Annotated in this window: 16 protein-coding genes and 1 pseudogene; 8 read left to right on the top strand and 9 right to left on the bottom strand. The window is 53.7% G+C overall.

The annotated features are described in order from the left end of the window. Nucleotides 1-163 precede the first annotated feature (163 nt). From JMJ04_RS01130 to JMJ04_RS01110, 5 genes are all read right to left on the bottom strand, one after another. Nucleotides 164-4360 carry a non-ribosomal peptide synthetase gene (locus JMJ04_RS01130; RefSeq protein ID WP_201368731.1) on the bottom strand — a complete coding sequence of 1399 codons (4197 nt, stop codon included), beginning with the start codon at nt 4358-4360 and terminating at the stop codon, nt 164-166. Between the two features lie 2 nt (nt 4361-4362). Then, nucleotides 4363-10212, bottom strand: a complete 5850-nt coding sequence (locus JMJ04_RS01125) for a non-ribosomal peptide synthetase (protein WP_201368730.1) — start codon at nt 10210-10212, stop codon at nt 4363-4365. A 1403-nt stretch (nt 10213-11615) separates the two neighbouring features. Beyond that, nucleotides 11616-12878: a D-arabinono-1,4-lactone oxidase gene (locus tag JMJ04_RS01120; protein WP_201368729.1), complete on the bottom strand. Its 1263-nt coding sequence runs from the start codon at nt 12876-12878 to the stop codon at nt 11616-11618. A gap of 136 nt (nt 12879-13014) precedes the next feature. Further along, a complete protein-coding gene (locus JMJ04_RS01115) occupies nt 13015-13689 on the bottom strand; it encodes a hypothetical protein (RefSeq protein ID WP_201368728.1) in 675 nt (224 codons plus the stop codon). 137 nt (nt 13690-13826) lie between these two features. Next, entirely contained in the window at nt 13827-15050 is a 1224-nt protein-coding gene (locus JMJ04_RS01110; RefSeq protein ID WP_201368727.1) for a WD40 repeat domain-containing protein, read from the bottom strand. A gap of 502 nt (nt 15051-15552) precedes the next feature. Here JMJ04_RS01110 and JMJ04_RS01105 point away from each other — a divergent pair. Further along, nucleotides 15553-16074 carry a hypothetical protein gene (locus JMJ04_RS01105; RefSeq protein WP_201368726.1) on the top strand — a complete coding sequence of 174 codons (522 nt, stop codon included), beginning with the start codon at nt 15553-15555 and terminating at the stop codon, nt 16072-16074. Between the two features lie 206 nt (nt 16075-16280). Here the strand turns inward: JMJ04_RS01105 and JMJ04_RS01100 are convergent, their stop codons facing one another. The 4 genes and pseudogenes from JMJ04_RS01100 to JMJ04_RS01085 form a co-directional block, all read right to left on the bottom strand. Further along, nucleotides 16281-17222: a GNAT family N-acetyltransferase gene (locus JMJ04_RS01100; protein WP_201368725.1), complete on the bottom strand. Its 942-nt coding sequence runs from the start codon at nt 17220-17222 to the stop codon at nt 16281-16283. Next, on the bottom strand, nt 17129-17569 hold the full coding sequence (locus JMJ04_RS01095) for a hypothetical protein (RefSeq protein WP_201368724.1): 441 nt from the start codon (nt 17567-17569) through the stop codon (nt 17129-17131). The genes JMJ04_RS01100 and JMJ04_RS01095 overlap by 94 nt, the downstream gene beginning before the upstream one ends. Before the next feature lie 210 nt (nt 17570-17779). Beyond that, a pseudogene (locus JMJ04_RS01090) lies at nt 17780-17956 on the bottom strand (hypothetical protein); the annotation flags it as partial. A 64-nt stretch (nt 17957-18020) separates the two neighbouring features. Beyond that, a complete protein-coding gene (locus JMJ04_RS01085) occupies nt 18021-18566 on the bottom strand; it encodes a DUF1349 domain-containing protein (protein WP_201368722.1) in 546 nt (181 codons plus the stop codon). Between the two features lie 397 nt (nt 18567-18963). Here JMJ04_RS01085 and JMJ04_RS01080 point away from each other — a divergent pair, with 397 nt between their 5' ends. The 7 genes from JMJ04_RS01080 to JMJ04_RS01050 all read left to right on the top strand — a co-directional run bounded on the left by JMJ04_RS01080 (nt 18964) and on the right by JMJ04_RS01050 (nt 26158). Further along, nucleotides 18964-19701 carry a polysaccharide deacetylase family protein gene (locus JMJ04_RS01080; protein ID WP_201368721.1) on the top strand — a complete coding sequence of 246 codons (738 nt, stop codon included), beginning with the start codon at nt 18964-18966 and terminating at the stop codon, nt 19699-19701. Nucleotides 19702-20132: 431 nt separating this feature from the next. Continuing rightward, the gene (locus tag JMJ04_RS01075; protein ID WP_201368720.1) at nt 20133-20801 is read left to right on the top strand and encodes a DUF998 domain-containing protein; all 669 of its coding nucleotides are present in this window, start codon (nt 20133-20135) and stop codon (nt 20799-20801) included. Nucleotides 20802-20824: 23 nt separating this feature from the next. Then, nucleotides 20825-21781 carry a TetR family transcriptional regulator gene (locus JMJ04_RS01070; protein ID WP_201368719.1) on the top strand — a complete coding sequence of 319 codons (957 nt, stop codon included), beginning with the start codon at nt 20825-20827 and terminating at the stop codon, nt 21779-21781. A gap of 62 nt (nt 21782-21843) precedes the next feature. Then, nucleotides 21844-22032 carry a hypothetical protein gene (locus tag JMJ04_RS01065; protein WP_201368718.1) on the top strand — a complete coding sequence of 63 codons (189 nt, stop codon included), beginning with the start codon at nt 21844-21846 and terminating at the stop codon, nt 22030-22032. Between the two features lie 388 nt (nt 22033-22420). Then, nucleotides 22421-23494 (top strand): sugar ABC transporter substrate-binding protein, encoded by a 1074-nt coding sequence (locus JMJ04_RS01060; protein ID WP_201368717.1) that lies wholly within the window; start codon nt 22421-22423, stop codon nt 23492-23494. A gap of 43 nt (nt 23495-23537) precedes the next feature. Beyond that, nucleotides 23538-25124, top strand: a complete 1587-nt coding sequence (locus JMJ04_RS01055) for a sugar ABC transporter ATP-binding protein (protein ID WP_201368716.1) — start codon at nt 23538-23540, stop codon at nt 25122-25124. Beyond that, on the top strand, nt 25121-26158 hold the full coding sequence (locus tag JMJ04_RS01050) for an ABC transporter permease (RefSeq protein WP_201368715.1): 1038 nt from the start codon (nt 25121-25123) through the stop codon (nt 26156-26158). Before JMJ04_RS01055 ends, JMJ04_RS01050 begins: the two co-directional genes overlap by 4 nt. Nucleotides 26159-26179 lie beyond the last annotated feature (21 nt).

Genomic DNA, 26179 nt, shown 5'->3' with positions numbered 1-26179 from the left:
TTTTTGTCTTCTTTGGCGTGCTTATTATGTTTTTTACCTTTACGTACTAACGTTTCCCTCTTTAGCGACGGAGACAGCTCACGCTTTATACTGCTTCTTTATGTATAATTTCCAGCACTTTCGCTAAGTGAGGTATACGTATGTACATATATTCCGATTTATATTAAATCTCCTCTATGTGTTCTTTGCCGATTTTGTTGATACAGATGCGTAACGCATTGGCCAGAACATGGATATATCTAGTTCGGCTTGTCAGATGGTTGCCCTCGACTTCATAGATTTCGACATCTCGCTTGTTTGCCAGCTGGCTGGTCCAGAAGGCTCGCCTTCCCGCGTTATCCTCCCTGGCCCAGAATACCGCTAGCTGCCCGCGATGTGGCCGAATGGTATAGCCGGAAGCGAGCCAGCAGAAGAGGCTATTATAATTCTCGTGCAATTTCTCTACTGGCGGGAAGACCCATTGGAAGTTTGGATGCGGTAGCTCTACCTCCTCTGGATCACGGGTTCCCTGAGCCTCGCGTTCCTTTTTGAGGAGACGCTGGCGATAGTTCCACAATCTGACATATTCATAGGCATGCAGCGTGCGGAAGAAGAGCCTGTCCTGCCACTTCACGTCCAGGTGGAGAAGTGCATTGAGGCCACTTAGTCCTTTACGCAGCCACGTCGAGAAAGTGGGTGCGCTTCCGGGATCCATCATGATCAGCTTCTCGACCTCTTGCCCTGACTCCTGAAGTTGCCGTGTTATTTCGTAGGCAACCAGCGCGCCATTACACCAGCCGCCAAGCAGATAGGGACCCTTGGGCTGGATCTCTCGCATGGCTTTGATGTGCGCCGCCGCTACCTCTTCCAGCGAGGGAATGACATCGAGACCCGTATAGATGTATGGTTCCAACAGGTAGAATGGGCGCTCTGGTCCCAGGGCCTGCGAGAGTTTCAAGCTATAGAATGCCTTTCCATTCCAATCTCCATGAAGGAAGAAGAACGGGCGCTCGGAACCGTTAGCCTGGACTGTGACCACCAGCGTGCGTGTTTCGCTACGCTCATCTGACTGAATGCTCTCCGCCAGGCGCTCAATTGTTGGGCTCTTAAACAGTATTGAGAGTGGCAAGGACTTACCGCTCATTCGTTGTACTTGAGCCATCATGCGTGCGGCTAGTAGGGAATGACCGCCCAGGGCAAAGAAGTCGTCGCGGATACTGATGGGGCGCACATTCAGCAAGTCTTGCCATATATCTACCAGTTGGCGCTGCATGAGCGTTTGCGGTTCGACGTAAGTCTCTTTAACATCCAGGTGTTCGTTTTCTGGTTTGGGTAAAGCGCGGCGGTCGACCTTGCCGTTGGGCGTGAGCGGCAGCGTATCGAGTGTGACAACGAGCGCCGGGACCATGTACGCTGGCAACGCAGCACTCAAGTGATCTCGTAGCTCCTGTTGGGTTACCTGCTGCCCCTGTTGGCAGACGACATAGGCGACCAGGCGTGTATCACCGGGGCGCTCCTCACGCGCTACGACAACGGCTTCACGCAACGCCTCATGTTGGGAGAGCACAGCCTCGATCTCGCCGAGTTCCAGGCGCATCCCTCGCACCTTGACCTGCTGATCCACGCGCCCCAGGTATTCCAGGGTGCCATCGGGCAGGTAGCGCGCCCAGTCCCCTGTCTTGAAGAAGCGCAGACCAGAGTCGGGAGTGAGCGGATCTTCGAGGAAGACGGCCTCGGTGAGGTCAGGGCGTTGGTGGTAACCACGCGCGACGCCCTCACCGCCGAGGTAGAGCTCTCCGGGAACGCCAACGGGCACAAGTCGTCGCTGCTGATCGAGCAGGTAAACGCGCATGTTGGCAATGGGTCGTCCGATGAGCACACGTTCGGCCTGGGGGGCGAGCTCATAGCAGGTGGCATCGGCGGCCACCTCCGAGGAGCCGTAGAGATTGAGGAGGCGACTCTCAGGCAACGCCTGCTGGAAGCGGTGCACCAGGTCAAGGGAGAGGGCCTCCCCACTACAAATCCAGTGGCGCAGATGGGGCAAGCGGGCTTGTAGGTTGGGTTCGCTCTCCAGCAGGACGCGCAGGAGCGAGGGGACCAGGACCAGGCGCGAGACCCGGTGCTGAGCCAGCAGATCCAGAAACGGCTGTGGATCCTTGACAGTGGTTTCCGGGACCAGCACAAGCCTGACACCTTGCAAGAGCGGACCAAAGATTTCCCAGACAGCATCGACGAAGTTGAGAGTCGTCTTCTGGGCGCAGACCTCATCGGCGGCAAAGGGATACTGGGTCCACATCCAGTGGAAGCGGTTGAGGCTGGCGCGATGGGTGCCGAGCACACCCTTGGGCTGACCCGTTGAGCCGGAGGTGTAGAGCAGGTAGGCCAGCGATTCGCCCGTGGTCTCGACAGCGGGATTCTCCGTGCGCTCCTGGGCGACGCGCTCCCAATCGCGGTCGAGACAGAACGCGTGGATGTCGCTGTCCAGAGGAAGCATGGTGATATGGCGTTCTTGGGTGAGCAGGAGAGAGACCTGGGCATCGTGTAACATGAAGCGCAGGCGCTCTTGAGGGAAGGTTGGATCGAGGGGGACGTACGCGCCACCAGCCTTGAGGATAGCGAGCAAGGCGACAATCATGGTGCGAGAGCGTTGCAGAGCGACGCCAACACGCGTCTCCGGTGTGATGCCTTCACGGCGGAGGAAGTGCGCAAGTTGATTGGCGCGCGCGTTGAGGTCACGATAGGTCAGGGTCCCTTCGGCGTCGATGAGCGCGAGCGCGTCGGGCGTGCGCTCGACCTGCTCCTCGAAAAGACGCTGGATAGTGCCTTCTCGAGGATAGGTGACGTGCGTATTATTCCAGTCGAGCAGGAGCTGGCGTTGTTCCGCCTCGCTGAGCATGGGAAGTTTTCGCGCTTGTTGTTCAGGATGAGCTACCATGCTTTCGAGTAGGCGTCGCCAGTGATCAGCCATCTGGGCGATTGTTCCCTCATCAAAGAGGTCGGTGCTGTATTCGAGCAAGGCTTCAATGCCAGCGGGACGATCAGCTAGCTCAAGCGAGAGATCAAACATGGCTGCGCCAGTTGGCACATTCATCTGGGTGAGGTCCCAGGCGGACGAGATCTCAGGCAGAGGGGGATCGAGGGTCAGGAAGACCTGGAAGAGCGGACTCTGACCAAGTGAGCGGTCTGGTTGCAGTTCCTGAACGAGCCTGTCAAAGGGCATATGCTGATGTGCATGGGCGGCCAGGACATTCTCCCGCACGCGCGCGAGCAATTCACGCACACTGGGATCGCCTGAGAGGTCGTTGCGCAACACCAGCGTATTGATACAGTAGCCAACCATGGTATCGATCTGGGTCAGCCCGCGCCCGGCGGAGGTTGTGCCTAGCAAGATATCCTGCTGCCCACTGTAGCGTTCAAGCAGGAGCAGGAAGGCGGTAGTGAGCGTCATATAGAGCGAGACGTTCTCTTGCTGGCTCAAATGCTTGAGAGCCTCACTCAGCGAAGAGGGCAGGGTGAAACTGTGCAACGCACCTTGATGCGTAGGCTGCGTGGGTCGTGGCCGATTGGTTGGGAGCTCGAGGAGAGTTGGCGCTCCCTCTAACGCCTGCTTCCAAAAGTCTAGCTCCTGTGAGAGAACCTCGTCCTGTAGCCATTGGTGCTGCCATGCCGCGAAGTCACCCATCTGTACTGGAACGTTGGGGAGCATAGATGCCTCGCTTGTATTAAAGGCGCTATAGAACGTTGCCAGCTCACGAAGTATCAAATTAATTGACCAGCCATCGGAGATGATATGGTGCATGGTGAGGAGCAGGAGGTGCTCTTCGCTATCCAGGTGGAAGAGCGAAACGCGGAAGAGCGGGCCATGTTGCAAGTCGAAAGGCCGCTGTACTTCATGTGTGACAAGGCGGTGAGCCTCGGTCTCACGCTCCTCGGTAGGCAGGTCTTCAAGGTGGTGGATGTTGATAGGGATGGAGCGTGCAGGAGCAATGACTTGCACTGGTTCATCGTGCTGTGTGGCGAAGACTGTGCGCAAGGCCTCATGGCGCATGACTAATGCGTCTAGGCTCTGCTGTAGCGCATCCAGGTTTAATGCCTGGCACAGTCGCATCGTTGCCTGAAGATTGTAAGCAGTAGTATTGTCATCCAACTGATCAATGAACCAGAGATCTCGCTGGGCGAAGGACGTTGGGAGCAACACCGTCCCGTCTGCCTGGGCCTGGCGAGGCGTGACGCGTATTTCTGGCAGTTGTGTACTGGCATCACCGGATTTGTTGGCCTGAAGCAGAAATTCTGCCTGCTGGGCGATAGTTGGTGTCTCGAAGAACAGGCGTAGAGGCAACTCTGCGTGTAGGTTGGTATGAATGCGAGCCGCGATCTGCATCGCTAGTAGCGAGTGCCCCCCAGAGAGAAGAAGCTGTCATGAATACCGACTCGTTCTACACCTAAGACTTCTGACCAGATGGCTGCTATCTGTTGTTCGAGCGTAGTGCGTGGTGCGACATAGCTCTCAATGAACTCTTGAACGTTGCTCTCTGGCACAGGAAGAGCGCGGCGGTCAACCTTGCCATTGGGTGTCTGAGGCAGCTTTTCAAGGATGACAAAGACAGAAGGAACCATATAAGCTGGAAGATGAGCTTGTGCCAAACGTCGTAACTCGCTTGTATCGAGTGGTGTTTCTGTATGTGGCAGGATGTAGGCAACCAGACGTTGGTTGCCAGGCTCATCTTCGCGCACAATCGTAACCGCTTGCTGTACGGCAGGGTGGCGTGCAAGCACTGATTCGATTTCGCCTAGTTCGATGCGGTAGCCGCGTAATTTTACCTGATGGTCGACGCGCCCGATGAGTTCAAGGGTGCCATCTACGCGATAGCGTGCCAGGTCGCCTGTGCGATAGAGACGTATCTTCTCGTCTTGGATGTGACACACTGGAAATCGCTCCGCTGTCAATTCTGGGCGGTGCAAGTAACCGCGCGCAAGGCTATCCCCACCAATATATAGCTCGCCAGGGATACCAGCGGGAACAGGTTGTCCATAGGTATCTAGAATATAGATACTAGTATTGGCAATAGGTCGTCCTACCGAGATACTCTGATCTCCCGCCTCGATCTTGTTAAGGGTGGACCAGATAGTCGTCTCAGTTGGCCCATACATGTTATAGAGCGTGCCTACCCTGGTTAGAAGTTGTCGAGCCAGTTCTAGAGAAAGTGCTTCACCACCACAGAGAGCCTTGAGGGCCGGATTTCCCTTCCAGCCTGCTGCCAGTAGCATATGCCAGGTGATGGGCGTGGCCTGCATGACGCTGATCTGCTCGCGTTCGAGGAGCGTGGCAAGCGCGGTTCCGCTGGTTGAGTCGTCACGGCTGGCGATGACAAGTCGTGCCCCAACAAGCAAAGGCAAGTAGAACTCCAGACCCGCGATATCGAAAGAGAGCGTTGTGACTGCCAGCAAGCGATCCTGGGCGTTTAGTCCCGGTTCCTCACGCATTGAGCAGAGGAAATTGACCAGGGCGCGTTGCGAGATCTGTACACCCTTGGGCTTACCCGTAGAGCCAGAGGTATAGATGATATAGGCAAGCTGCTCGCTATCTATTGCTAAGTCGAGATTCTCTTCGCTGTTTGACGAGATACATTCGTGGTCTTGATCAATGTAAAGCGTGCGACCCACATGGAGCGGTAGCTGCGAGGCCAGTTTATGCTGGGTAAGGAGGACGGATGCTTGCGCATCCTCAAGCATGAAGGCGATGCGTTCTGCTGGATAGGTGGGGTCAAGTGGTAGGTAGGCCCCCCCTGCTTTAAGGATGCCCAGCAAGGCAATGATCATATCTAGCGAACGTTCCAGGCAGAGACCAACCAACATATCACGCTCAACTCCCAGTGTACACAGAGAATGTGCGAGTTGGTTAGCGCGGGCGTTCAGCTCCCGGTAGGTGTAGGAGGTGCCTTCGAACGTTACGGCAATGCTATCTGGGGTGCGTGTCACCTGTTCCTCAAACAATTGATGTACCCCTTTGTGGCGTGGATAGTCACGCTGTGTAGCATTAACCTGAGCCAGCAGATGTTGACGCTCGTTCGCCGTAAGTATCGATATGTCCGCGAGGCGTAGTCCTGGGTTGGTCACTATCTGTGTGAGCAATTGCTGCCAGTGTCCTGCCATGCGTTCAATTGTAGTAGCGTCAAAGATGTCTTTGCTATATTCAAGATGCCCAATGAGTCCATCTGGATGGTCATCAAGCTCAAGCGAAATGTCAAACTTGCTGCCTCCTGTACCCACGGCCATGCGTGTGAGGGTCCAGGGTGTTGTGGTGAGAGCGGAGGGTGGATCAAGTTGTATCGCAACCTGGAACAAGGCATTTTGGCCTGTCGCTCGCTCAATGTGTAATTCCCGCACAAGCACCTCAAAGGGAAGATCCTGGTGTGCATGAGCGTCCAATGTAACGTCGCGTACTCTTCGTAGCAGTTCGCGAACAGTCGGATTACCCGCGAGATTGGTTCGTAGAGCCAATGTATTGAGGAAAAGGCCCATGGTCTCTTGCACTTCGGGAAGTTGGCGGTCAGCTATCGCACTCCCAAGTATGATGTCGTCTTGCCCGGTATAACGATGTAGGAGGAGCTGGAAGGCAGCGACCAGAGTAATGTAGAGTGTCACCTCTTCCTGACGGCTGGTAGCCTTGATCGCCTCCGTAAGCTCTCTGCTAAGAGTAAATGTATGTGTCGCGCCATGCGTCGTCGGCACAGCAGGGCGCGGCCTGTCAGTAGGCAATTCTAATACACCTGGTGTGTCGGTCAGTTGACGTTTCCAGTAGGACAGATGCTCTTTGAGTTTGTCCTCGCGCAATACGTCCCGTTGCCAAAGTGCGAAGTCGGCATATTGAACAGGCAATTCCAGCAGATCTGGTTGCTGGCCCATATCGAAGGAGGAATAAAGCCGCACAAGCTCCTTGAAGAAGATACTAATTGTCCAACCATCGGCGATAATATGATGGATGATGAGCGCGAGCACATGTTGCTGTGGCGCAAGGTGATAGACTGTGATGCGCCAAAGGGGCTCATTCGTCAGATCAAATGCTTGGCAGGCTTCCTCTTCGATCAATCGCTGTGCAACAAGCTCTCGCCCTTGTTCTGGCTCAGCCTGAAGATCGACTTCATTCAATATGCGGTGCCCCGAATGCTGAATGATTTGTTGTGGTTGTCCATTGTTGAGCGAGAAGTGGGTGCGTAGGATCTCGTGGCGCTGCTGCATAGTCTCCAGGCTCAGGTGCAGGGACTCCATATGCAATTCGCCCGTGAAGCGCATCATTGCTGGAATATTATAGGCTGGGTTTCCTGGTGCCAATTGATCCATGAACCAGAGCCGTTGCTGCGCGAAGGAGGCTGGTATGACAATGGCCTCCTGCACAGCTGTTGAAGTGATCGCAGGAAATTGTTGCCACGCACGGGCGAAAGGACGTATTGGAGGAAGTGCCTCTTCCTCATGGTGTGTCTTTGCCTGCTCAATATGTTCAGCTAGCTGAGCTACTGTGGGAGCTTCAAAGAGAGCGCGCAGGGGGAGTATGACTTGCAGTATAGCGCGCACGTGTGAGATAACCTGTGCTGCTAGCAAGGAATGACCACCTAGAGCGAAGAAGTTGTCGTGAATACCAACTTGCTCAATACCTAACACCTGCGCCCAGGTAGTTGCCAGGATCTCTTCTGTGGAGGTACGTGGAGCAACAAAATCTGCTAGCAAGTCAGAGCGAGTTTCAGTAGAGGCGGGTAGGGCACGACGATCTATTTTCCCATTCGGGCTAAGTGGTAGTTCTGCGAGTTCCACGAATGCCGATGGCACCATATACTCAGGCATTTGCTGCAACAGATACTGTCGCAATGTGCGAATAGCCACAGCCTGATCTTTATTCCAGACAATATAAGCAACCAGGCGCTTATCGCCAGGGACATCCTCACGAACGATGACCGCGACTTCGCGCACCGCAGGATAGTGCCTGAGCCTCGCTTCTATCTCCCCTAATTCGATACGAAAGCCGCGCAATTTCACCTGATCATCCAGGCGTCCCAGGTATTCAATCTCGCCACCTGGAGCGTAGCACGCCAGATCACCTGTGCGATATAAACGTGCATCGGTTCGCGCGCTAAAGGGATCTGCGATGAAGCGTTCAGCGGTCAATTCAGGCCGATTAAGATAGCCACGAGCGACGCCAACACCGCCGATGTGCAGCTCACCTTGGACGCCAACAGGCACGGGTTGACCATAGCGGTTAAGGATATAGATCTGGGTGTTGGCGATAGGATAGCCAATTGGCACAATATGCCGCTGGTTGTTGCGCTGACATTCCCAATAGGTCACATCAATAGCGGCTTCAGTCGGACCATAGAGATTATGTAGCGCCGCACCGTGGCGAGCGAAGAAGCTCTCTTGCAATTCATAGGGGAGTGCTTCACCACTACACATGACCTGTCTCAGGCTGGTGCACTGTTCAAGACCTGGTTCCATCACAAAAACCTGGAGCATTGAGGGTACGAAGTGAAGGGTTGTAATCTGCTGCTCTTGAATGAGCGAGACCAGGTACGCGCTATCTTTATGCCCCTCGGGGCGCGCTACGACGAGCCGCGCACCTGTCATCAGCGGCCAGAAGAATTCCCAGACTGAGACATCGAAACTGAAGGGGGTCTTCTGCAAGACGCAATCCTGCTCTGTCAACTGATAAGCATCTTGCATCCAGAGCAAGCGATTACAAATGCCACGGTGCGTATTGATGACACCTTTGGGTTTTCCTGTTGATCCAGAGGTATAGATGACATAGGCTGCGTTCCCAGGTTGCGCGATAGTAGGAAGGTTGCCGCTATCTTCTTGTGCGATTATCTCCCATTCTGTGTCCAGGCAGATGATGTGCCTATCATCCGCTATCAATTTACTTGCGAGGTGAGCCTGGGTGAGTAGGATATGTTGCTGCTGGCGCTCACTTTGCGCTATGTCCTCAAGCATAAAGGTGATGCGTTCAGATGGATAGGTTGGGTCGAGCGGGACATATGCTCCGCCTGCTTTAAGAACAGCTAGTAGGGCCACAACCATCTCAACGGAGCGTTCCATAGAGATACCAACAAGTACCTCGGGTCCTACCCCTAGTCTGCGTAGATAGCGTGCGAGTTGATTTGCGTGCTCGTTTAATTCCCGATAGGTGAGTTGTATGTGCTCAAAAATGAGCGCAGGTCTATCAGGAGTGTGCTCAATCTGAGCCTCTATAAGCTGATGAAGACATAGGTTATCAGGATATGCCTTTGCAGTATGGTTCCACTCAATCACAATCTGTTGATGTTCTTCTTCCATGAGGAGAGGCAGCGTCGCGAGATGTTGCGTTGGCGCGTTTATCATGGCTGCGAGTAATAGCTGCAACTGTTCTGTTTTGCGTGCTATCGTAGTAGAGTCAAACAGAGCCTGATTATAGCTCATCTGGCCTATGATATTCTCACCCTGGTCGATAAATTGCAGCGCAAGATCACCTGGTACGGCTTGCGAATCCTCTGTCGAGGGGATGATCCTCAAGGCCGTAGGAGTAGAATGGAGCGGCTCGGAAAAGGCAAATTGTACCTGAAAGGGCAAAGGACATACCAAATTATGTTCCGTTTTTAACTTCTTGAGTAAATGTGTGAAGAGAATGTCCTGGTACCTGCTGGTTTGTATGAGTTCTTGGTATGTCCGCTCAAGCAGTGATTGTATTGTTAGGTTCTCTGTAAAGAGGGTGCGTAAAGGATACACGTTATTAGAAAATGGTGCTTGCTGCTCGGATTGAAGCGACCTACCCGTTGGTGAGTGAACACCAATAACGAATTCATCCTGGTTCGTATAGAAGTGGAGTAGCACTTGAAACCCTGTCAGGAAGAGCGCCGACAATGGAACATTTCTTAGCTGACTATACGCTCTGAGTGTACTAACGTGTGATTGTGGCAATGTCCATGTATAGATCGCCTCATCATTATTTGTATGCATGAAACGTGGATAGTCAACAGGCAATTCAATCTCTGTGGGCATATTAAAGAGATATGCTTTCCAATAAGCAATATGCTCCTCCATCTCCTGGTCTCGTGTTTGCTCCTGTTCCAAGGGCAAGGAAATACCGCTTGTTGTATGGGTATGCATGGGTGTATCATCAATAGCCGATGAAATCAGCACCTGTTCTTCCAATTTTTCCGTCTCTATGAGAGTATGTTGATTTTTCGGTGTTTCTTTTGTAGTAGACATACAAGCCCATCCCTTATCTAACCGAGGCCGGAGACCCCACATGTATGCGCGAGGGGGAATGCTGAGTCCTTACAAGGCGCATAAGTAGCGAGGTCTCCGTTTCTCTTTCTGTTTTGTTCGTTTTTTGGTAGAAAACATCTATAGATTGGCATGCAGTGAATTGCAAAGACACTCCTCGATCCACGGGTAGTGTGAGGAGAGGTACAAGCCCACGGATATATCCGTGGAGTCTGGTGACTAGATCAAAGAAATTTTGTTTTACTTTCGGCTTTCCTGAATTGATCTCAGCGATTTTTAGTCTGTCTTAAGAAGAAAGGCGAGCAATGTTTGCTTCTTATTAAAGATATCGTTACTATACATGCGAATGCACCAAGAAATGGCCCATATTTCTTACCTCATAGACTAATTGCCGAATGGAGGTTGCTGTACTGAGCGTGGGAAGCCAACAGTATTCTGGAATCAGAGAATGAGTGGATCGTAACATACAACATGGGAATCGTTTGTGAAGTCGCTCACATTCATGAGTGTGTTTGTTACGCAAGCGTTGAGCTATGTTCAGGAACACGGTTTTATCACAGAGATTGTGGTGAGAAAGCCCCAGTCATTCATGCCCTGGGGCTTTCTCACCATGAGATAGTCATTATTTGAAAATCTCTGACTGTGGTTCTACGAGAAGACCATGTATACCAACTCATGCTTGAGAATATTTTTGTCTTCTATAGAATTCTTGTACTATTCTAGAGACAGGCTTAACGCAAAGATGAACTGGCCCGTCAGCGACCCCACCGGTAAACCGGGGGGCTTGTGGGAGGCTACCCTGAGTGGTCTTGGCTGCAAGCCCCGATGCTGACCAGCTCCCAGTGTGCGAGCACACCGGAGCCGTTCAGAAGGAGTGCGAAAAAGCAGACCCTGGAGTGGCTTTTCCAGCTCCGGGCTCTTTAATCGCTCAGTTAAACAGGTTGATGGGGTGTCCAAAGCCAGTGCCGAGCAAAGATCGCCGCTTCTGACACCAGGGCGAGGAAAACATTACCGTTGGTGTGTGCTGGATCAGGAAGGCGCACACCAACGCGATGCCTCATTGCGGTGGTCACGAAAGGCAAGAAGATCGGCACCTATGTCGGGCGTGTGACGATCACGTCGGACGGGTACTTTAAACTGACAGGGCGTCCGTTTGGCATGGTCGAGGGAATTCATGCACGATATTGTCGGCGGGTCCATCGCAATGATGGCTACGCTTATGTGCAAGGAGAGGCTGCACTTCCTTCCCAGGCGTTCACGCTGGGGCTTCCGTGCCGCCGTTTGGTGAAAAAGATTGTTGCTCTCTGTGGTAAGATAAGCAGGGTTCATCGCAGAGCTATTCGTCGTAGCAGGCGACATCTTGCCTCTTCTCGTCAAACCACTCCTCACTTGCCGCCAAGCACATGGGCCTTGAGCCATGCGTTGCGAAACGCGCCGCGCGGGTCGAGCCGCTCCAGCAAACGGACAAAGTCGGAATGGCGTTGGTAGAGCGGAGCAATTGCCGCTGCATCCGCATAGAAGAACTTGCCCCAATGCGGGCGCGCCTCGAATGGGGCCAGAGCGTCCTCGATCTGGATGACCATCTCCTGGACCGCGTCTGGCTCGCGCTTCCAAGTGAAGTGGATGCCGACGCAGTCTTCCTCGTAGTTCATGCTCATCCACAGCCGATCCGCGGCCACCCGGCGAATCTCGCTCACCTGTAGGAGTGGCTGGATCCTGTCTGCGAGGGCGCGTAGAGTTTCTATCGCCACGAAGGCGTGCCGTCGAGGGATGAGATACTCCGACTGGATTTCCTGGCCGCTACTGGGCGTGTAGCCCATGCGGAAATGCGGTAAGCGGTTGGACCAGAGACCGGGCCGCCCCAACTGCGGTGTACAAGGGGTTGGATCGAGTCCAACGATCGGGTGCCGATCAACCGTTGCGGCAATCGCGCCGAAGAGGTCACCCTCCACCCGGTCGGGTTCATCCATCCGGCTCTTGACCCAGACCTGATCGTTCGTTTGGCCCCAGCGGGTAAAGATGCTGACGCTGTAGCCGCACGAGGTGATCTCATCGAAGTGGTCATAGAGCGCCTTCCAACTGAGCCCCTCGAACACCTGCTGTTTCATCTCGTAGGCCGGCTGTACGTCCAGGGTGATTCGGGTGACCACGCCGAGCGCGCCAAGTCCGACCACCAGGCCGTCGAAGTCGGGATCGCCTCTGGATGCCTTGATGACCTCACCGCTGGAGGTTACCATCTCCAGCCCGGCGACCGCAGTCGCGAGATTGCCACAGGTGACGCCTGAGCCATGCGCCGCCGTCGCTACGGCACCAGCGACGGAGATGTGGGGAAGCGAGGCAAGGGTGTGCAAAGCCACTCCCTCGTCGTTCAATGTCTTGATCAGATTGCCGTATGTCATTCCCCCGCCTAAGGAGACCGTATGTGCTTCATGCTCGACGAGCACATCCGCAGGCAGATTCTCGAGCGAGATCAGCTCCGAGGCGTCGGCGATACCGTTGAACGAGTGCCGCGAGCCCAACACATGCACGTTGGCCGCCTTGGCGACGATCTGCTGCACCTGTTCAATCGTCCGCGGTCGGTGTAGCTTCTGTGCCTGGTATGTGTAGGTGCCAGCCCAGTTTCTTTCCGGCACAGATATCTCAGTCATTGCCTTCCTTCTTCCTTCATTTTCGACCTCCAAGCCTGACGAAGAGGAGAACGAGCTTCTTTGGGGAAACAACACCTCGTGTCTTTCGCATTGTACCACGAGAACTTGGGTAGTGTCTGGCGTTGGATTATGAGTATTAAAAATCCCCTGCCACGCCACCGCCAAGATTATCGCGTCCATCTCCGTAGCGTATCTGCTGATCTCCCGATGGAGATTGAGCGACTGCAAGGCGTCCACCCAATCCGAGGAGTCGCCTGATGAAACCAACGATGGACCCAAGAACGACGAGAACTGCGATCCCACCCAAGAGTATTAGGAGCATTCTCCCATTACCAGAACTTGCACTAGAACGGCTTTGCAGAGAGGTTTCCAGAGATTGAATGGCCGCAAGCGTCGCTGAAGTGAAATGATTGCCGACAGCCGCGTTTTTGAAAGCCTGCCCAACAGTGGTATATTGCGACTTTGACAACGGAACTTGAGAACCACCAACTACCGTGAAGTAGTGATGCGCGACATCAATGGCTATCACGATCAACCGTTTGCTGGTCAGATGAGCGCTGACCGTGCGTTGCACAAAGTCAGACGCCGTTCCGCTGAACGTGCTGGTAGTATAGACATCGAGTGGGTAGGCGAGCTTTGATCCCTCATATATTACTTGCTGGACATTGAGTACTTCTACTGGATCGCTGACGCGGACGGTATCCGCTTGCGCTGGTAACGAGGAAGCAAAGAACAGACAACAGGCGGCGATCATGGCAAGCAAACTCAAACTCAGGTGGCGCGCTTGCCATAGAAGATGCTTTTTCATCATGATTTTTCCCCAGGATTAGATCTGCATCGCATAAGTGAAACGCTCAAAAGCAATGTATTAAAAATCAGAGGTTGTGCGGGTGCGACGCCCCTACACATTACAGAAAACGCTTTACAGCCTCTGCTACGGTCCTTCCATTAGCGAACCAGCCAGACCTGCACGGTGTGATCGGCGCTGGCGGAAGCGATATACTGACCATCAGGAGACCAGGTAATGGAGTAAACATAATCATGATGGCCGCTATATGTGAATACATTACCCCCAGTGGCCGCTTCCCAGACTTGCACCGTCTTGTCGTAGCTGGCAGAGGCAATGTGCTTGCCATCAGGCGACCAGGCGACGCTGCTCACGCTCGCGTGGTGCCCCCGGTAGGTAAACACCATCTGGCCAGTGCTGGTATCCCAAACCTGAGCGGTCTCATCAACGCTGCCCGAAACAATGCGTTTGCCATCAGGTGACCAGGCAACCGCGTAAATCTTGTTGGTATGCCCCTTATAGGTAAGGAGCGTTTTACCACTTGTGGCATTCCAGATCTGGATGGTGCCATCAAAGCTCCCGGAAGCCAGCTTCTTGCCATCAGGCGACCAGGCGATACTACTCACTGTATCACTATGCCCCTGATAGGTAAGCACGTGAGCGCCAGTCATGGCGTCCCAGATCTGCACGGTCTTGTCATAACTGGCAGAAGCAATATATTTTCCGTCAGGCGACCAGGCAAGGGAGAGGATGACATCCTGATGCCCTTTATAGGTAGCGATTTTCTGCTTGCCAACTACTTGAATGACATCCACATCATTGCTGTTTCCGCCAGCGGCGATATATTTTCCATCGGGCGACCAGGCAATCGCATTCATGACGGTATAACTGGCATAGGTCATCTGTTTTTTGCCAGTCACGGCATCCCAAACCTGCGCCGAATCGTCGCCAAGCCCGCCAGCGGAGACGATTCGTTTCCCATCAGGGGACCAGGCAACCTGCCAGACCACTGATGAATGTCCTGTGTAGCTATAGGGATTGATATGGAGGGGGACAATAGTCGGGGTCAGAGTGGAAGAGTTCTGGGCACCGTTGCCAGCATGCGACTGGAGACGGGGCAAGATCAGGAAAAAAAAACTTCCTCCAAGAATAGCCAGCAAGGCAAACGCGCTGATGCTTCCAATAAACCATGGAGACCAACGTTGTGGCGCCTGAACATTTCGGTGATTGTCATATGGCTGCTGGCCTCCCATAGGGAGAGGTGGCGGAGGATATGTCGCGTTATAATGCTCACTATAGGGTTTTCCGCAACTGTGACAAAAAGCTTCATGTGTGGCGAGGGCTGTTCCACATGCAGAACAGATACGCCTGGCTGCTTGATACATACAGCTGTCCTTTCATAATGTTGTTCTCATCGGTAACATATCCTCTTCTTTTCGCAATCAAACTTGTAATTCCATGCTGCACTTTCTCAACGGGTTCTTTGTACACTGCCAATCGTAGGTTGTAGAAGCCGTAGCTCTTGCGTATGGGGAGAGTATACAGGGGAAACAGCCTTTACGCATCTGTAATATAACCGGTATTTGGAGCCAGGTTTTGTTTCACGATGAGGCGAAAAATGGGACCTACCCGGTAAAATTACTAGGACGAATACCCATGCATATATTTCTATGCGTATCTCCCTAAGATCCTGCCAGGTTTCTTGACTGCGAGGGGGTGTGGTTGGCAGAGGGGCATTGCTGTATCGGCAGGCTGCGTTTTACCTCTCAGGTCGCGCCTGTAGTTCGGGTATAAGCCAACCACTGAAACTCACAGCTAACCGCGTTCAGATAATGATACCAGGCTATATACAAGTTCAATAGGTGCTTTGAGGGTAGGGAGGCTAACATGCTTCTTATTCGGTTAATTGGAGCCGTAATTGCGGGCGCTTTCGCGACTGTCGTGGGCGTTCTCGTATGCGGTATTATTGGAACGGTTTTGTATGAAGTGCTCTTTGCGCACGGGACTTCACTCTCTTCAATCGATCCATCGGATTTGTCAACGGTCCTGCAAACGCCCGGTCTTGCCAGCGCTGGCACACTTATCGGTGTAGGCTGTGGGATACTCATTGGGCTGATCGTCTTTATCCAGAGCGTGAGCTATGCCTTTAAGCGTGACCGTCTCTCGAAGGGAGGCATGCGTATCTCCGCGCTTGTCAGCGCAATCAAGCACCGCTACGTAAACAATGTAAACTCGCCCGGCAATAGCTATACCGTTTATACCGTACATGCCGAGTGGCTCGATCCGCGAACGGGCTCGCGCTATCGCTTCAAGCAGGATAAGAACTCGCGTCCGGTCGTACGTGAGGGTGAGTATGTGACCGTCCAGGTCAATCCCCGGAACTACAATGACTACCATTTGGAGCTATAGAGCCACTTACAATGCGCCGAAGTTCAATGAATTAGCAAACAGACGCCTGGACCGATGATTACACCAAGAGGAACCGTCAAGGTGTCGTGATTGCTATATCCTGCCTATCGTAGCGCACGAGCATCTCGCCACCTGGCGAGATGCTCGCGAGCGTGATACTTCCGAACTGAATATTCCAGAAAATCTCTTTAGTGATCCAGTTTCCTTTAGCTCATGCGGTGCTGTTCAATGAGTATGATTATTTCCGCACGCTGAAAATGCTGTGCCCATCCTAATGCTGTTGCCTCAAATTCGCTATCCTTGAGGTCAAGATCATTGGGAACAGTGAGCAGAACTTTCGCGAGTTCAAGATCGCCCCGTTCGGCCGCGATATGAAGGGGGGTAAGTTGCCTTTCTCCACGCTGGACGTTGACCAGTTCTGGATACTCGATCAGCAACCGGTGAACCCGCTGTTTCCATCCCATATCCCATGCGGAGAGAAGATCAAGAGGCACTCCGTGGCTGACGAGCCAGTCCACCGAGGCGGGTTGCTGGCAGTGAACTGCTATATCCAGGGGCGTCAGCCCATTGGGCAGGGAATCGTGGAAGAACCTGTCTTCAACACGTTTGCCCCTCTCGTCGAGGGCCATGACCTCACCTCGTCCGATCGCTTCCAGAAAGAGTACCTGATCCTTTGTTGGTGGGGGAGCCGCTAGCGTCTGCGTGCGCAGATGCCAGCTTGGACCGTATCCCATGGACTGAAAGCCGACGCGTCGGTACACCGGCTCTCCCATGGGCGTTGCATTGAGCACAACATGATGGCATCCCATCTGCCGTGCAAGGTCGCATGCCTCCCACGCCAGTGCGGTCCCGATCCCCTGATTGCGAGCCGAAAGCCCCACCTCCATCGCAAATAGTCCCCCTATCCCCCATTCGCCAGTCGTGATATTGAGCATACACCGCCCCACTATCTGATTCTTCTGGAAAGCGACCAGGCTGCGCACATGGCGTGGATACATCTGATGTAGGGCAGCGCGAGCTTCTCTCTTCTCTGCAGGGTAGAAAGAAAGATCATCTACCTGGCAGGCTGGTTCGTTCTCGACAGCCTGAATGTCAAAGGCGGAAGAATGGACATGCTGGCCTGAGAGATCACGAAGGTTGCACCACATCCAGTGCGGTTGCCAGTTTGGTTCAAACCCACGAGCGAGCAAGCGCGCGGCAAGGTCGCCTGGAGGAATCGCAGTGAGATACCAGCAGATCGCCCCCCCATGGGACGTTGAGCGCGATACCACTCCAGCGCACAGTCTAGCTGGTCGTCAATCTGGAGAGGATTGACAGAAGAAATAGCCAGGTGCCCGCTCGTCCACATGATGCCTTTTTCAGAAACCACTTCTTTCGCCCTGGCTTGCGCACAGCGGGCAAACCAGCCCTGGTTATTCAAACTCAATGCCTGCCACTGTTGCTCAAAGGTTGGGCCCTCATCTAGAAAGAGTTCTTGACGGTCTCTCTGATCCATGCTCTCTTCTTTCTCGTTTATGCCTGTTTCTTTTCTTCTTTCACCTACTCTATTCCATGTGCCTGCACAGAACAAGGTAATGCCAAATACAGCTGGATCTCCCGCGAGGATTGTGCACGTGCAGCTACCGGTGCACTCATAGGCAAGCTGACAACCATTGGGCCAGTTGATGTCACCGGGCCAGAGGCTCTCAGCTTCGCGGATCTGGTATCACGCCTCTCCAGCCTCTCCGATCAATGGGCCAACGAGAAGAGCACTCCTGCATTCCAGAACCTGTACCGCCAGTGGATGGACCTGCGCTGCTGGAGCACTTCCTGCGCTGAAAGCCTCGATCGTTCCATGACTCAGGTGCCGGAGCAGCGCTTCTACCATTTGCGAGCGAGCGCTGTTCTCAGTACAAGGAGAGACGCCCCTTGTCTTCGTCGCTTTTTTCTTTCCTCACACTCAAGAGTTATGGATGTTGCTCTGGTTGAATGGAGAAATCCTCAAAGGTCACTACAAAGCCAGTTCCCTCAGGGGAGGCGCACATCAGCCCCACATCCAACATCTCCTCCTGCGAGAGAGAGAACTGCCGAAGCATTTGATAGTGGCTTCCATCCAGAGCATAATGGACTTCAATTGTGTTCCCGGCTCTGGTTACACGAAGCCAGAGCGCTGAAGGATTGGAGGAAAGGGCAACCATTGACCAATCTGAAGTATCTCGCGTCACCACGGCACTGACATGCTGTTTCTCCTCAATGAACTCAATGCCACACTTCATCCAGGTAGTCTCATTTAAGCGTACCATCAGTCCCGCCTGGTCGTAGAGGGTCTGGTACTCCCCGCTGAATTTGGCCTCGGCCCGGAAGTCTCCTTTCCGTCGCTCAAAGTAAAAATGCCCGCTATCCTGGATATAGCCCCCAGCAGTCAGACGCCAGAAGTCCGTTTTAGGCCCTGTGTGGACGATTACCTTGTTGTCCTGGATCGTCCACGTGGGAGGCTCGTTGTACCAATGCATGACGTGTTCTTCCTTGTTCTATCAATAATATAAAAGAAGTTGCTACGGTATTTTATCATAGCCAGAGCATTCCCCCTCAGACAATTCTTCTGCCTGAAAAAAGGATGGTTTGATGGCGCGTCGAACGGATAATCGTGCGTTCGGAGCAGATAACGAAGGGCGTCGAGGAAATGTGGATCAAGAGCTGAGGAAGACGTGCATTTGATCGTGTATTCATAGAATGCCTGGTATCCGCTTTACTAGTGCAGGTTCAAGAAAGCCCTTGTGTAAAGAGGTGGAAATTTGATGCCTTCTAGCGAAGTGGTTCTACTGGACAAGAGGTGTTCTTGAGGCTATGCTTAAGAAACACGGCGAGGCGAGGGAACTGTAAGATGATGGAGACTTTCAGGCTGATACTATGAGAATAAAAAAGAAATATGTGCTTCTTCCGCTGGTAGCCATTCTGGTTTTTGCTGCAGTGGGCTATGGGACATTACGACTGATCGATATGCGCACGTTCCAGTTTTTTGGTGGCCTGGTTGATCGCATCGAGACTGATCAAAAGGTGGTCGCACTTACGTTCGATGATGCTCCAACCCTACAGGTTACTTCTGTGTTGCAGACGTTGGCACAAAAAAACGTCCGGGCCACTTTTTTCGAGATTGGCTCAGCAATCGAGAAGTATCCGCAGTTAGCGCGGGCTATCACACAGGCGGGCATGCAGGTGGGCAATCATTCCTATTCCCACCAACGCATGGCCTTGAAGCCGTTTTCCTTTTATCAGGACGAGGTGGACAAAACGAATCGGTTGATCAGGGGTACTGGCTATAGCGGGGAGATTATGTTTCGACCCCCAAATGGGAAAAAGCTCGTTGGTCTGCCCTGGTATCTCAGCCAGCAGCATATTCGTACGATCATGTGGGATGTCGAACCCGACACATTTGAGGATACAGGTGCGAGCAACGGGGATGCGAATTTCCTGGTGAACTATACGCTAGAACATACAAAGCCGGGCTCGATTATTTTGTTGCATCCGTTCTGTGACAAGGTTTGTGCAGCCGACCGCGAGGCTCTCCCCAGGATCATCGACGAGCTAGAGGCACGAGGCTATCAGTTTGTGACTGTCTCTCAATTGCTGATGTATGCGAAAAAGTAGACTGCCACCTCATAGACGTACCATGCATCATAGGCAGCATCAGCAACCAAGATGCGTGGGAACCACCTCAAGCCATCCTTGAGCTTGCATCTCACGGCGCCTAGTGGAAAGCGAAACAGGGCTTCCTGTATCTCCGAAGTCCTGATCAGCGCAGAGGGAGAAGAGATGCTCATTCAATCTCCCTCCTCCGTGTGTCTTACGTTCCCATGGTATCAGTATATTTTGAGACGTTGATTATGAGACTAGCGCTCAGTAAGATCAAGAAGGGAGGCACTCGCAGCTCATGAATCCTCACTTAAAGAGGCTCTAGAACATCGATCATGATGTTTCGTTCCTTGACTTTTTCCCTCCTCTCCGGTATAGTTTTACTGATATATTCATGACTATTTATCATAAAATGGTCACGTATCTTCCTACAAAGGAAAAAGTACATGGAAACCTCAACACAAAGCACAGGCGAACAGCCAGTAGCGATCAGACTGCTGCTAGCTTGTGGGGCCATCGGTCCGTTGCTCTTCATTGTTGTGTTTCTCATCGAAGGGGCAATACGTCCTCACTACAGCGCCTGGCAGAACGTTGTCAGCTCACTCAGTCAGGGTGAGGGTGGGTGGATACAAATGGCGAACTTCATCGTCTGCGGAGCGCTCGTGCTCGGTTTTGCCATCGGGCTGAGGCGTGCCTTGCGTACAGGCCGTGGCTCCACCTGGGGGCCCATCCTGCTAGGTATCTTTGGCCTCTGCCTCATTGGTGCTGGGATCTTCGTGACCGACCCACTTCTGGGTTATCCACCTGGAGCATCGAGCACGCCAACCGTTCACGGGACCCTCCATAACCTCTTGAGCCTTTTCGTCTTCGCCTCGCTGATTGCGGCTTGCTTCGTGCTGGCACGGCGCGAGGCCGCTGATCCTGCCGGGCACGGCTGGGCCTGGTATTCCGTTGCCACAGGTATCCTGGTCGCTGTCTTTTTCGTCGTGACCGATGTCGTTGCGTTGCTCAACGGACCAGCAGGGCTCATGCAACGAATCTGCATCATTATCGGCTGGAGTTGGATTGCTCTGCTGGCGATCCGCCTCATGAGCAAGAAGGTCCAGAGAGCTTGAGCTGTGCAACAGGAGGACGACATTTGGCACAGCAGAACAGGCGAGAAAGCCGACAGATGCAGACCAGAGAGAGACGTGAGGCTCGAGCACAGCGCATTCTGGATGCGGCCTCGACCTTGATCTTGCACGATGGCTATGACAAGACCACCATCGAGGAGATCGCCAAGGAAGCCGGCGTCGGGAAGGGGACGCTCTATCTGCACTGGGACTCGCGAGAAGCGCTCTTCGCTGCGCTCATTCTCCGGGAAAAGGTCGCGATGGCAGAAGACATCAAGCAGCGGATTGCAGGCGATCCTGTGGGAGCTTCGTTGCATGGGCTTCTCAAACACGCAGCACTTGCGCTGATGCAGCGCCCATTGCTCAAAGCAGCTCTGCTGCATGATACACAGGTCTTCGGAGAGGTTATCCAGCGCGAGCAGGGCAGCACTCTCTCGACAGAGGTGCTGGCAGGCTTCACGGCCTATCTGGAAGCGCTGCGCCAACAGGGACTGGTGCGCGCAGATCTCTCTCTGCACACACTAGGAGCCCTTTTCAGCTCCATTTTTACCGGTTTTTTCCTCGCGGTTCCCTTCTTGCCAGATGCGTTCAAACCTTCTGATGAGGAACTGGCAGAGTTGATAGCTGAAACGGGTCATCGCACACTAGAGCCTCGTGACCCGCTTCCATCCAGCTCACTCCAGATGGCTTCCCATACCTTGAAGCAGTATCTGGATCGTTCTGTGGCAAGCGCACAAGAACAGCTTCAAGTGGGTGATCAGGCGAAGGTGGAGGATGATCGATCGCGTGCCCACAGATCCGTCCGTGCGAGAGGAAGAAAAGGCGGGCGTTCGAAGAAATTGAAGACAGTTGCACAGGTCGACCAGGTTCGGCGCCTGTATGCTGATAAGACCAAATCCATTGAGGAGATCTGTTCGACGCTCGGGATTTCTCGTGCCAGCTTCTATCGCTATCTCAAGGACGCGAGGCCAGGCGAATCATGACTCATTACGGGCAAAGGAAAAGTGCGTGTTTTCGCTGACATGTTGTGGAAGGGAGATGTTCTATGACGGTCAATCTCAAACTGCTTACGGCACAAACCGTCGTGATGTGTGGTTTTCGCTCTGGCCCTCTTTCTGGCGACGAACCCAATCGAAAGACCTGGGACAAAGTGTTTGAAAACAGGGGTCTTCTGGCATGGTTTGATAAGAGTGACCCTCCCAGCCAGCATGGCGTCGAGGTATCGATTGGTTAGAGGGTTGGATCCTGACCGCTGAAGCGGCGATACTCGTCATGTGTGCCTCCTTGTTGGGAACTGTTTCGTTCTTTCCCATCGAAGAGGCACATTTTCTGCTTTCTCGCTACCTATGATCATCTCGTTGCGCAATTCGTGGGCCCCTCAGGGGGTGGGGCGTGGGTAGGGAATATGGTTGAATTTGAACGCCGTTTCTGCTAGCATGTAATACATAAAACAGAAGAGAGTAATTAAGTGCCGCTTTTATCTAAATAAGTGCATCCATGCAGAGGAATGGAGGCGCTTGTACAACCCTTGACTTCAGGACTTCCCAATACTAGACATGGCTCCGAAGAAGTATAGCGTTTGTATGTCAGCATAGTAGCTGATATTTCGGGAGGAGAAAACCATGACATCGAAGTTCGCAAGCCGTCTACGAGCACTGGGGGTACTCGTTATCCTCGCCACACTTGCCCTCGCAGGATGCGGAGGTAGCACGACAGCTGGTTCATCCTCAGGTGGAACACTCGCGCCAGGCGATAGCTTCAAACTTGGTGTGTCACTCACTTTCAACAACACCGACTTCTGGACTAACTATATCTCTTATGAGACCAAGTTCGCCTCTCAGTATAAGGCAACCTTAATTGGACCCCTGGTCGCTAATAATGACGCCGCCAAACAGATTACCGATATTCGCACCCTTATCCAGGAAGGCGCCCAGGCGCTGATCGTCAACCCGGTTGATAGCGCCGCGATTGCTCCCGCGCTCGATTACGCTGCCAGCAAGCACATCCCTGTGATTAGCGTCGATGTCGCGCCAAGCACGGGCAAGGTCTTTATGATTGTACGCGCGGATAATGTACTGTATGGACAAAACTCCTGCAAATATATTGCCACCCATGCATCTGGTAGCGGTGGGCACATCGCGATCCTGGAGGGTGACCTGGCCTCGCTCAACGGCAAGGACCGGACCGATGGCTGCACCCAGGTGATCAAGTCGAACTATCCGCAATTCAAGACGGTTGAGTACGCCACGAAATGGGATACGCCGACCGCTGTTAACGACGCCAAGACGGCGCTGAGTACCTACCCGGATTTGCAAGGCATCTATGTGGAGTGGGGCGCACCCGAGGATGGTATTCTGGCGGCTGAACAGGCTGCTGGCAAGTTCACCTCTGTGGGGGGATCGTCACATATCGTGCTGGTTGGCAATGATGGCGTGCCGCATGAACATGCCCTCATTCGCAGCAACAAGCTTGATGCAACCATCTCGCAACCCGCTAATGCCTACGCGCAATATGCCGTCTTCTATGCCCGGGCTGCACTGGAGGGCAAGACCTACTCCGCCGGACAGAGCACCGATCATAAGAGTACCATCGTTAGCCTGCAAGGCAACCTTGAGGACGCACTTCCGGCGCCCATCGTCGACAAAACCAACGTGGGCGATCCTAACCTGTGGGGAAATGCGAAGTCGACCTCCTAAGGGAAGAGCCTGAAAGCGGAGAGATCCTGACATAGGAGGAATCGTGAGAGAAGCTGTGAATGGAGGGCTGGGCCCCGCCCAGCCCTCTGTGGGGGTAGCACAGGGCGTCTGGAAAGCCTTTGGTGAAACCCAGGCCCTTCGTGATATCTCACTTGAGGTCAGGGCCGGCGAGTGCCACGGATTGGTTGGGCGTAACGGGGCCGGGAAATCCACCCTGGTTGCCATCCTTACCGGTATGACGTACCCCGACCGCGGCGTCGTTCGAATCGGAGGTGAAGTCGCGCCACCTTTGGTGGATCGCGCCGCCTGGCAGCACCTGGTGGCCTGTGTGTACCAGAAATCGATGGTCGTTCCCAACCTGACCGTCGCCGAAAATATTTTTCTTAATCGTGTGACCAGCAAGTACCGAGGGATCGTCAACTGGCGTACCATGCGTTCACGGGCACGGCAGGTCATGCTCGACTGGGGCTTCGATCTGGATATCAACCGTCGCGCGCATGACCTGACCGTTGAGCAGCGGCAGATCGTTGAGATTGCGCGTGCCCTTTCGGTGGGAACGCGTTTTCTCATTCTTGATGAACCCACGGCGTCGCTGGAGAAGGTCGCGATTGAACGACTCTTTGAAAGGATCCGTCGCCTTAAGGAGAGCGGCGTCGCTATCCTCTTTATCTCGCACCACCTGGAGGAGATCTATGAGGTGTGCGACCAGGTCACCGTCTTGCGCGACGGTGTGCGTGTGTTGAACAGGCAGGTTGAGGAGATCGGGCAGGAGCAACTTGTCGAGGCGATGGTTGGAGCTGCGCCGCAACAGGAAACAAACAGCGCAGTCGCGAGCCAGGTCGTCGCTTCCCCACGCCCACGGCTCGAGATCTCGCACCTGCATATCCCCGCCACCCTGGGCCCTGTGCAGGATGTAAGTTTTACGGTGGGAGAGGGGGAGTGTGTTGGCCTGGTCGGTTTACAGGGTTCTGGTACGACGACTGTCGCGGACGCTGTCGTTGGTCTGAGAAAACCAGCCTCGGGAGAAATTAAGCTCAATGGCAAGCCGATTCAGGCGGGCAGAGTAGACGCTACCTTGCGACAGGGGATTGCCTATGTGCCTGAGGATCGGCATGCACGCGGGTTCGTGCCGTATCTTGGTGTTGAAGAGAACCTGACATTATGCATTCTGGATCGTGTCGCAAAGGGGGGCATCGTTTCGCGTTCCAGCAGCCAAACGGTTGCCAGACGCCTGGTCAAACAACTGGGGATCGTCGCTAGCGGCCTCGATCAGCCAGTTGGGCAGTTGAGTGGAGGAAATCAGCAGAAGGTAGTGGTTGGGCGAGCACTGGCCCGGCAGCCCGAGGTCCTGGTGGTCGTGACGCCTACGGTCGGGGTGGATGTCGCCGCTAAGGAGGCGCTTCTCAATGTAATCGATGCTGCCCGCGTGCATGGGACGGCTGTCTTACTCGTCTCTGACGATCTGGATGACCTGCGCATCTGCACACGCTTGCTAGTTATGGTCAAAGGGAGACTGGTCAAGGAGTACCAGCCGCCCTGGGACCGCCATGTGCTCATTACTGCAATTGAGGGGCTTGAGCCGGCCTCCGCACAAGGGTATACCGAAACGAACGGAGAGGAATTGTCATGAGAAAGTCAATGGTCGAACACGAGGTCAAACCATTGCAACAGCCTACTGATGGGACGCTTCTGCGTCGTGGGCGCTCCATGGCTACCAGCTGGATCCGAGAACTGGCCCTGCTTCCGATCATTATTTTGATCGTGATCGTGGGCGCCTTTGTCAATCCCGCGTTCCTGACTGCGGATAACTTCATCAACGTTGCGCAGCAATCGGCGGCTTTAGGTGCCGTTGTGGTGGCCGAGACCCTCATCTTGCTCACCGGCAAGTTTGATTTGTCTCTGCAATCAACGTATGGCCTGGCACCAATGGTAGGAGCATGGCTGATTGTCTCAAAGGATAGCCAGGGCCTGGGTACCAACTGGCCTCCCTTGCTTGGGATCGCCATTGTTCTGCTCATAGGTCTGGTGATCGGAACTCTTAATGGTATCCTGGTGATCAAGCTGGGATTCAATGCCTTTATCTTTACCCTGGCCATGCTGATCCTCCTGGCAGGTATCCAGGTTGGTATTGTGGGTGGACGCACCATCTATCGCTTGCCCGCTGCATATATCTATTTGGGGTCGGAATACGTTCTAGGGATTCCGGTCTCGGTGTGGATTACTGGCGCGATCTTCCTGGTCTCGGCACTCTTTCTGAGGTATCATCGGATTGGACGCGCTATCTATGCCATCGGAGGGAACACGGAAGCGGCACGAGCTGCTGGGATCCAGGTAGACCGTATCCGCATAGGAGTGTTTATTGTTGGGAGCCTCCTGGCTGCGCTGGCCGGACTGATGACAGCGGGGCAGGTAGTGGCGGTAACCGCCAACCAGGGTAACAATCTCATTTTCTCGGTCTTTGCGGCCGCTGTGATCGGTGGTATCTCCTTGGATGGGGGTCGAGGACGTATTGTGGGAGCCCTCACGGGTGTCATCTTATTGGCGCTGGTCACGAACATCCTCATTCTTTCGCAAATCCAGACCTTCTGGATAGATGCGGCCAATGGGCTTATTATCTTAATTGCACTGGGTATTGCCCGCTTGATCGGTACCGAGAGCGCATAATGTTTCTGAGAGCTCCCCGAG

Source organism: Ktedonobacter robiniae, assembly GCF_016587375.1.
GTDB classification, from domain to species: Bacteria; Chloroflexota; Ktedonobacteria; order Ktedonobacterales; family Ktedonobacteraceae; genus Ktedonobacter; species Ktedonobacter robiniae.
The sequence above is the reverse complement of the archived record's forward strand: the minus strand, read 5'-3'. Positions and strand labels throughout refer to the sequence as shown.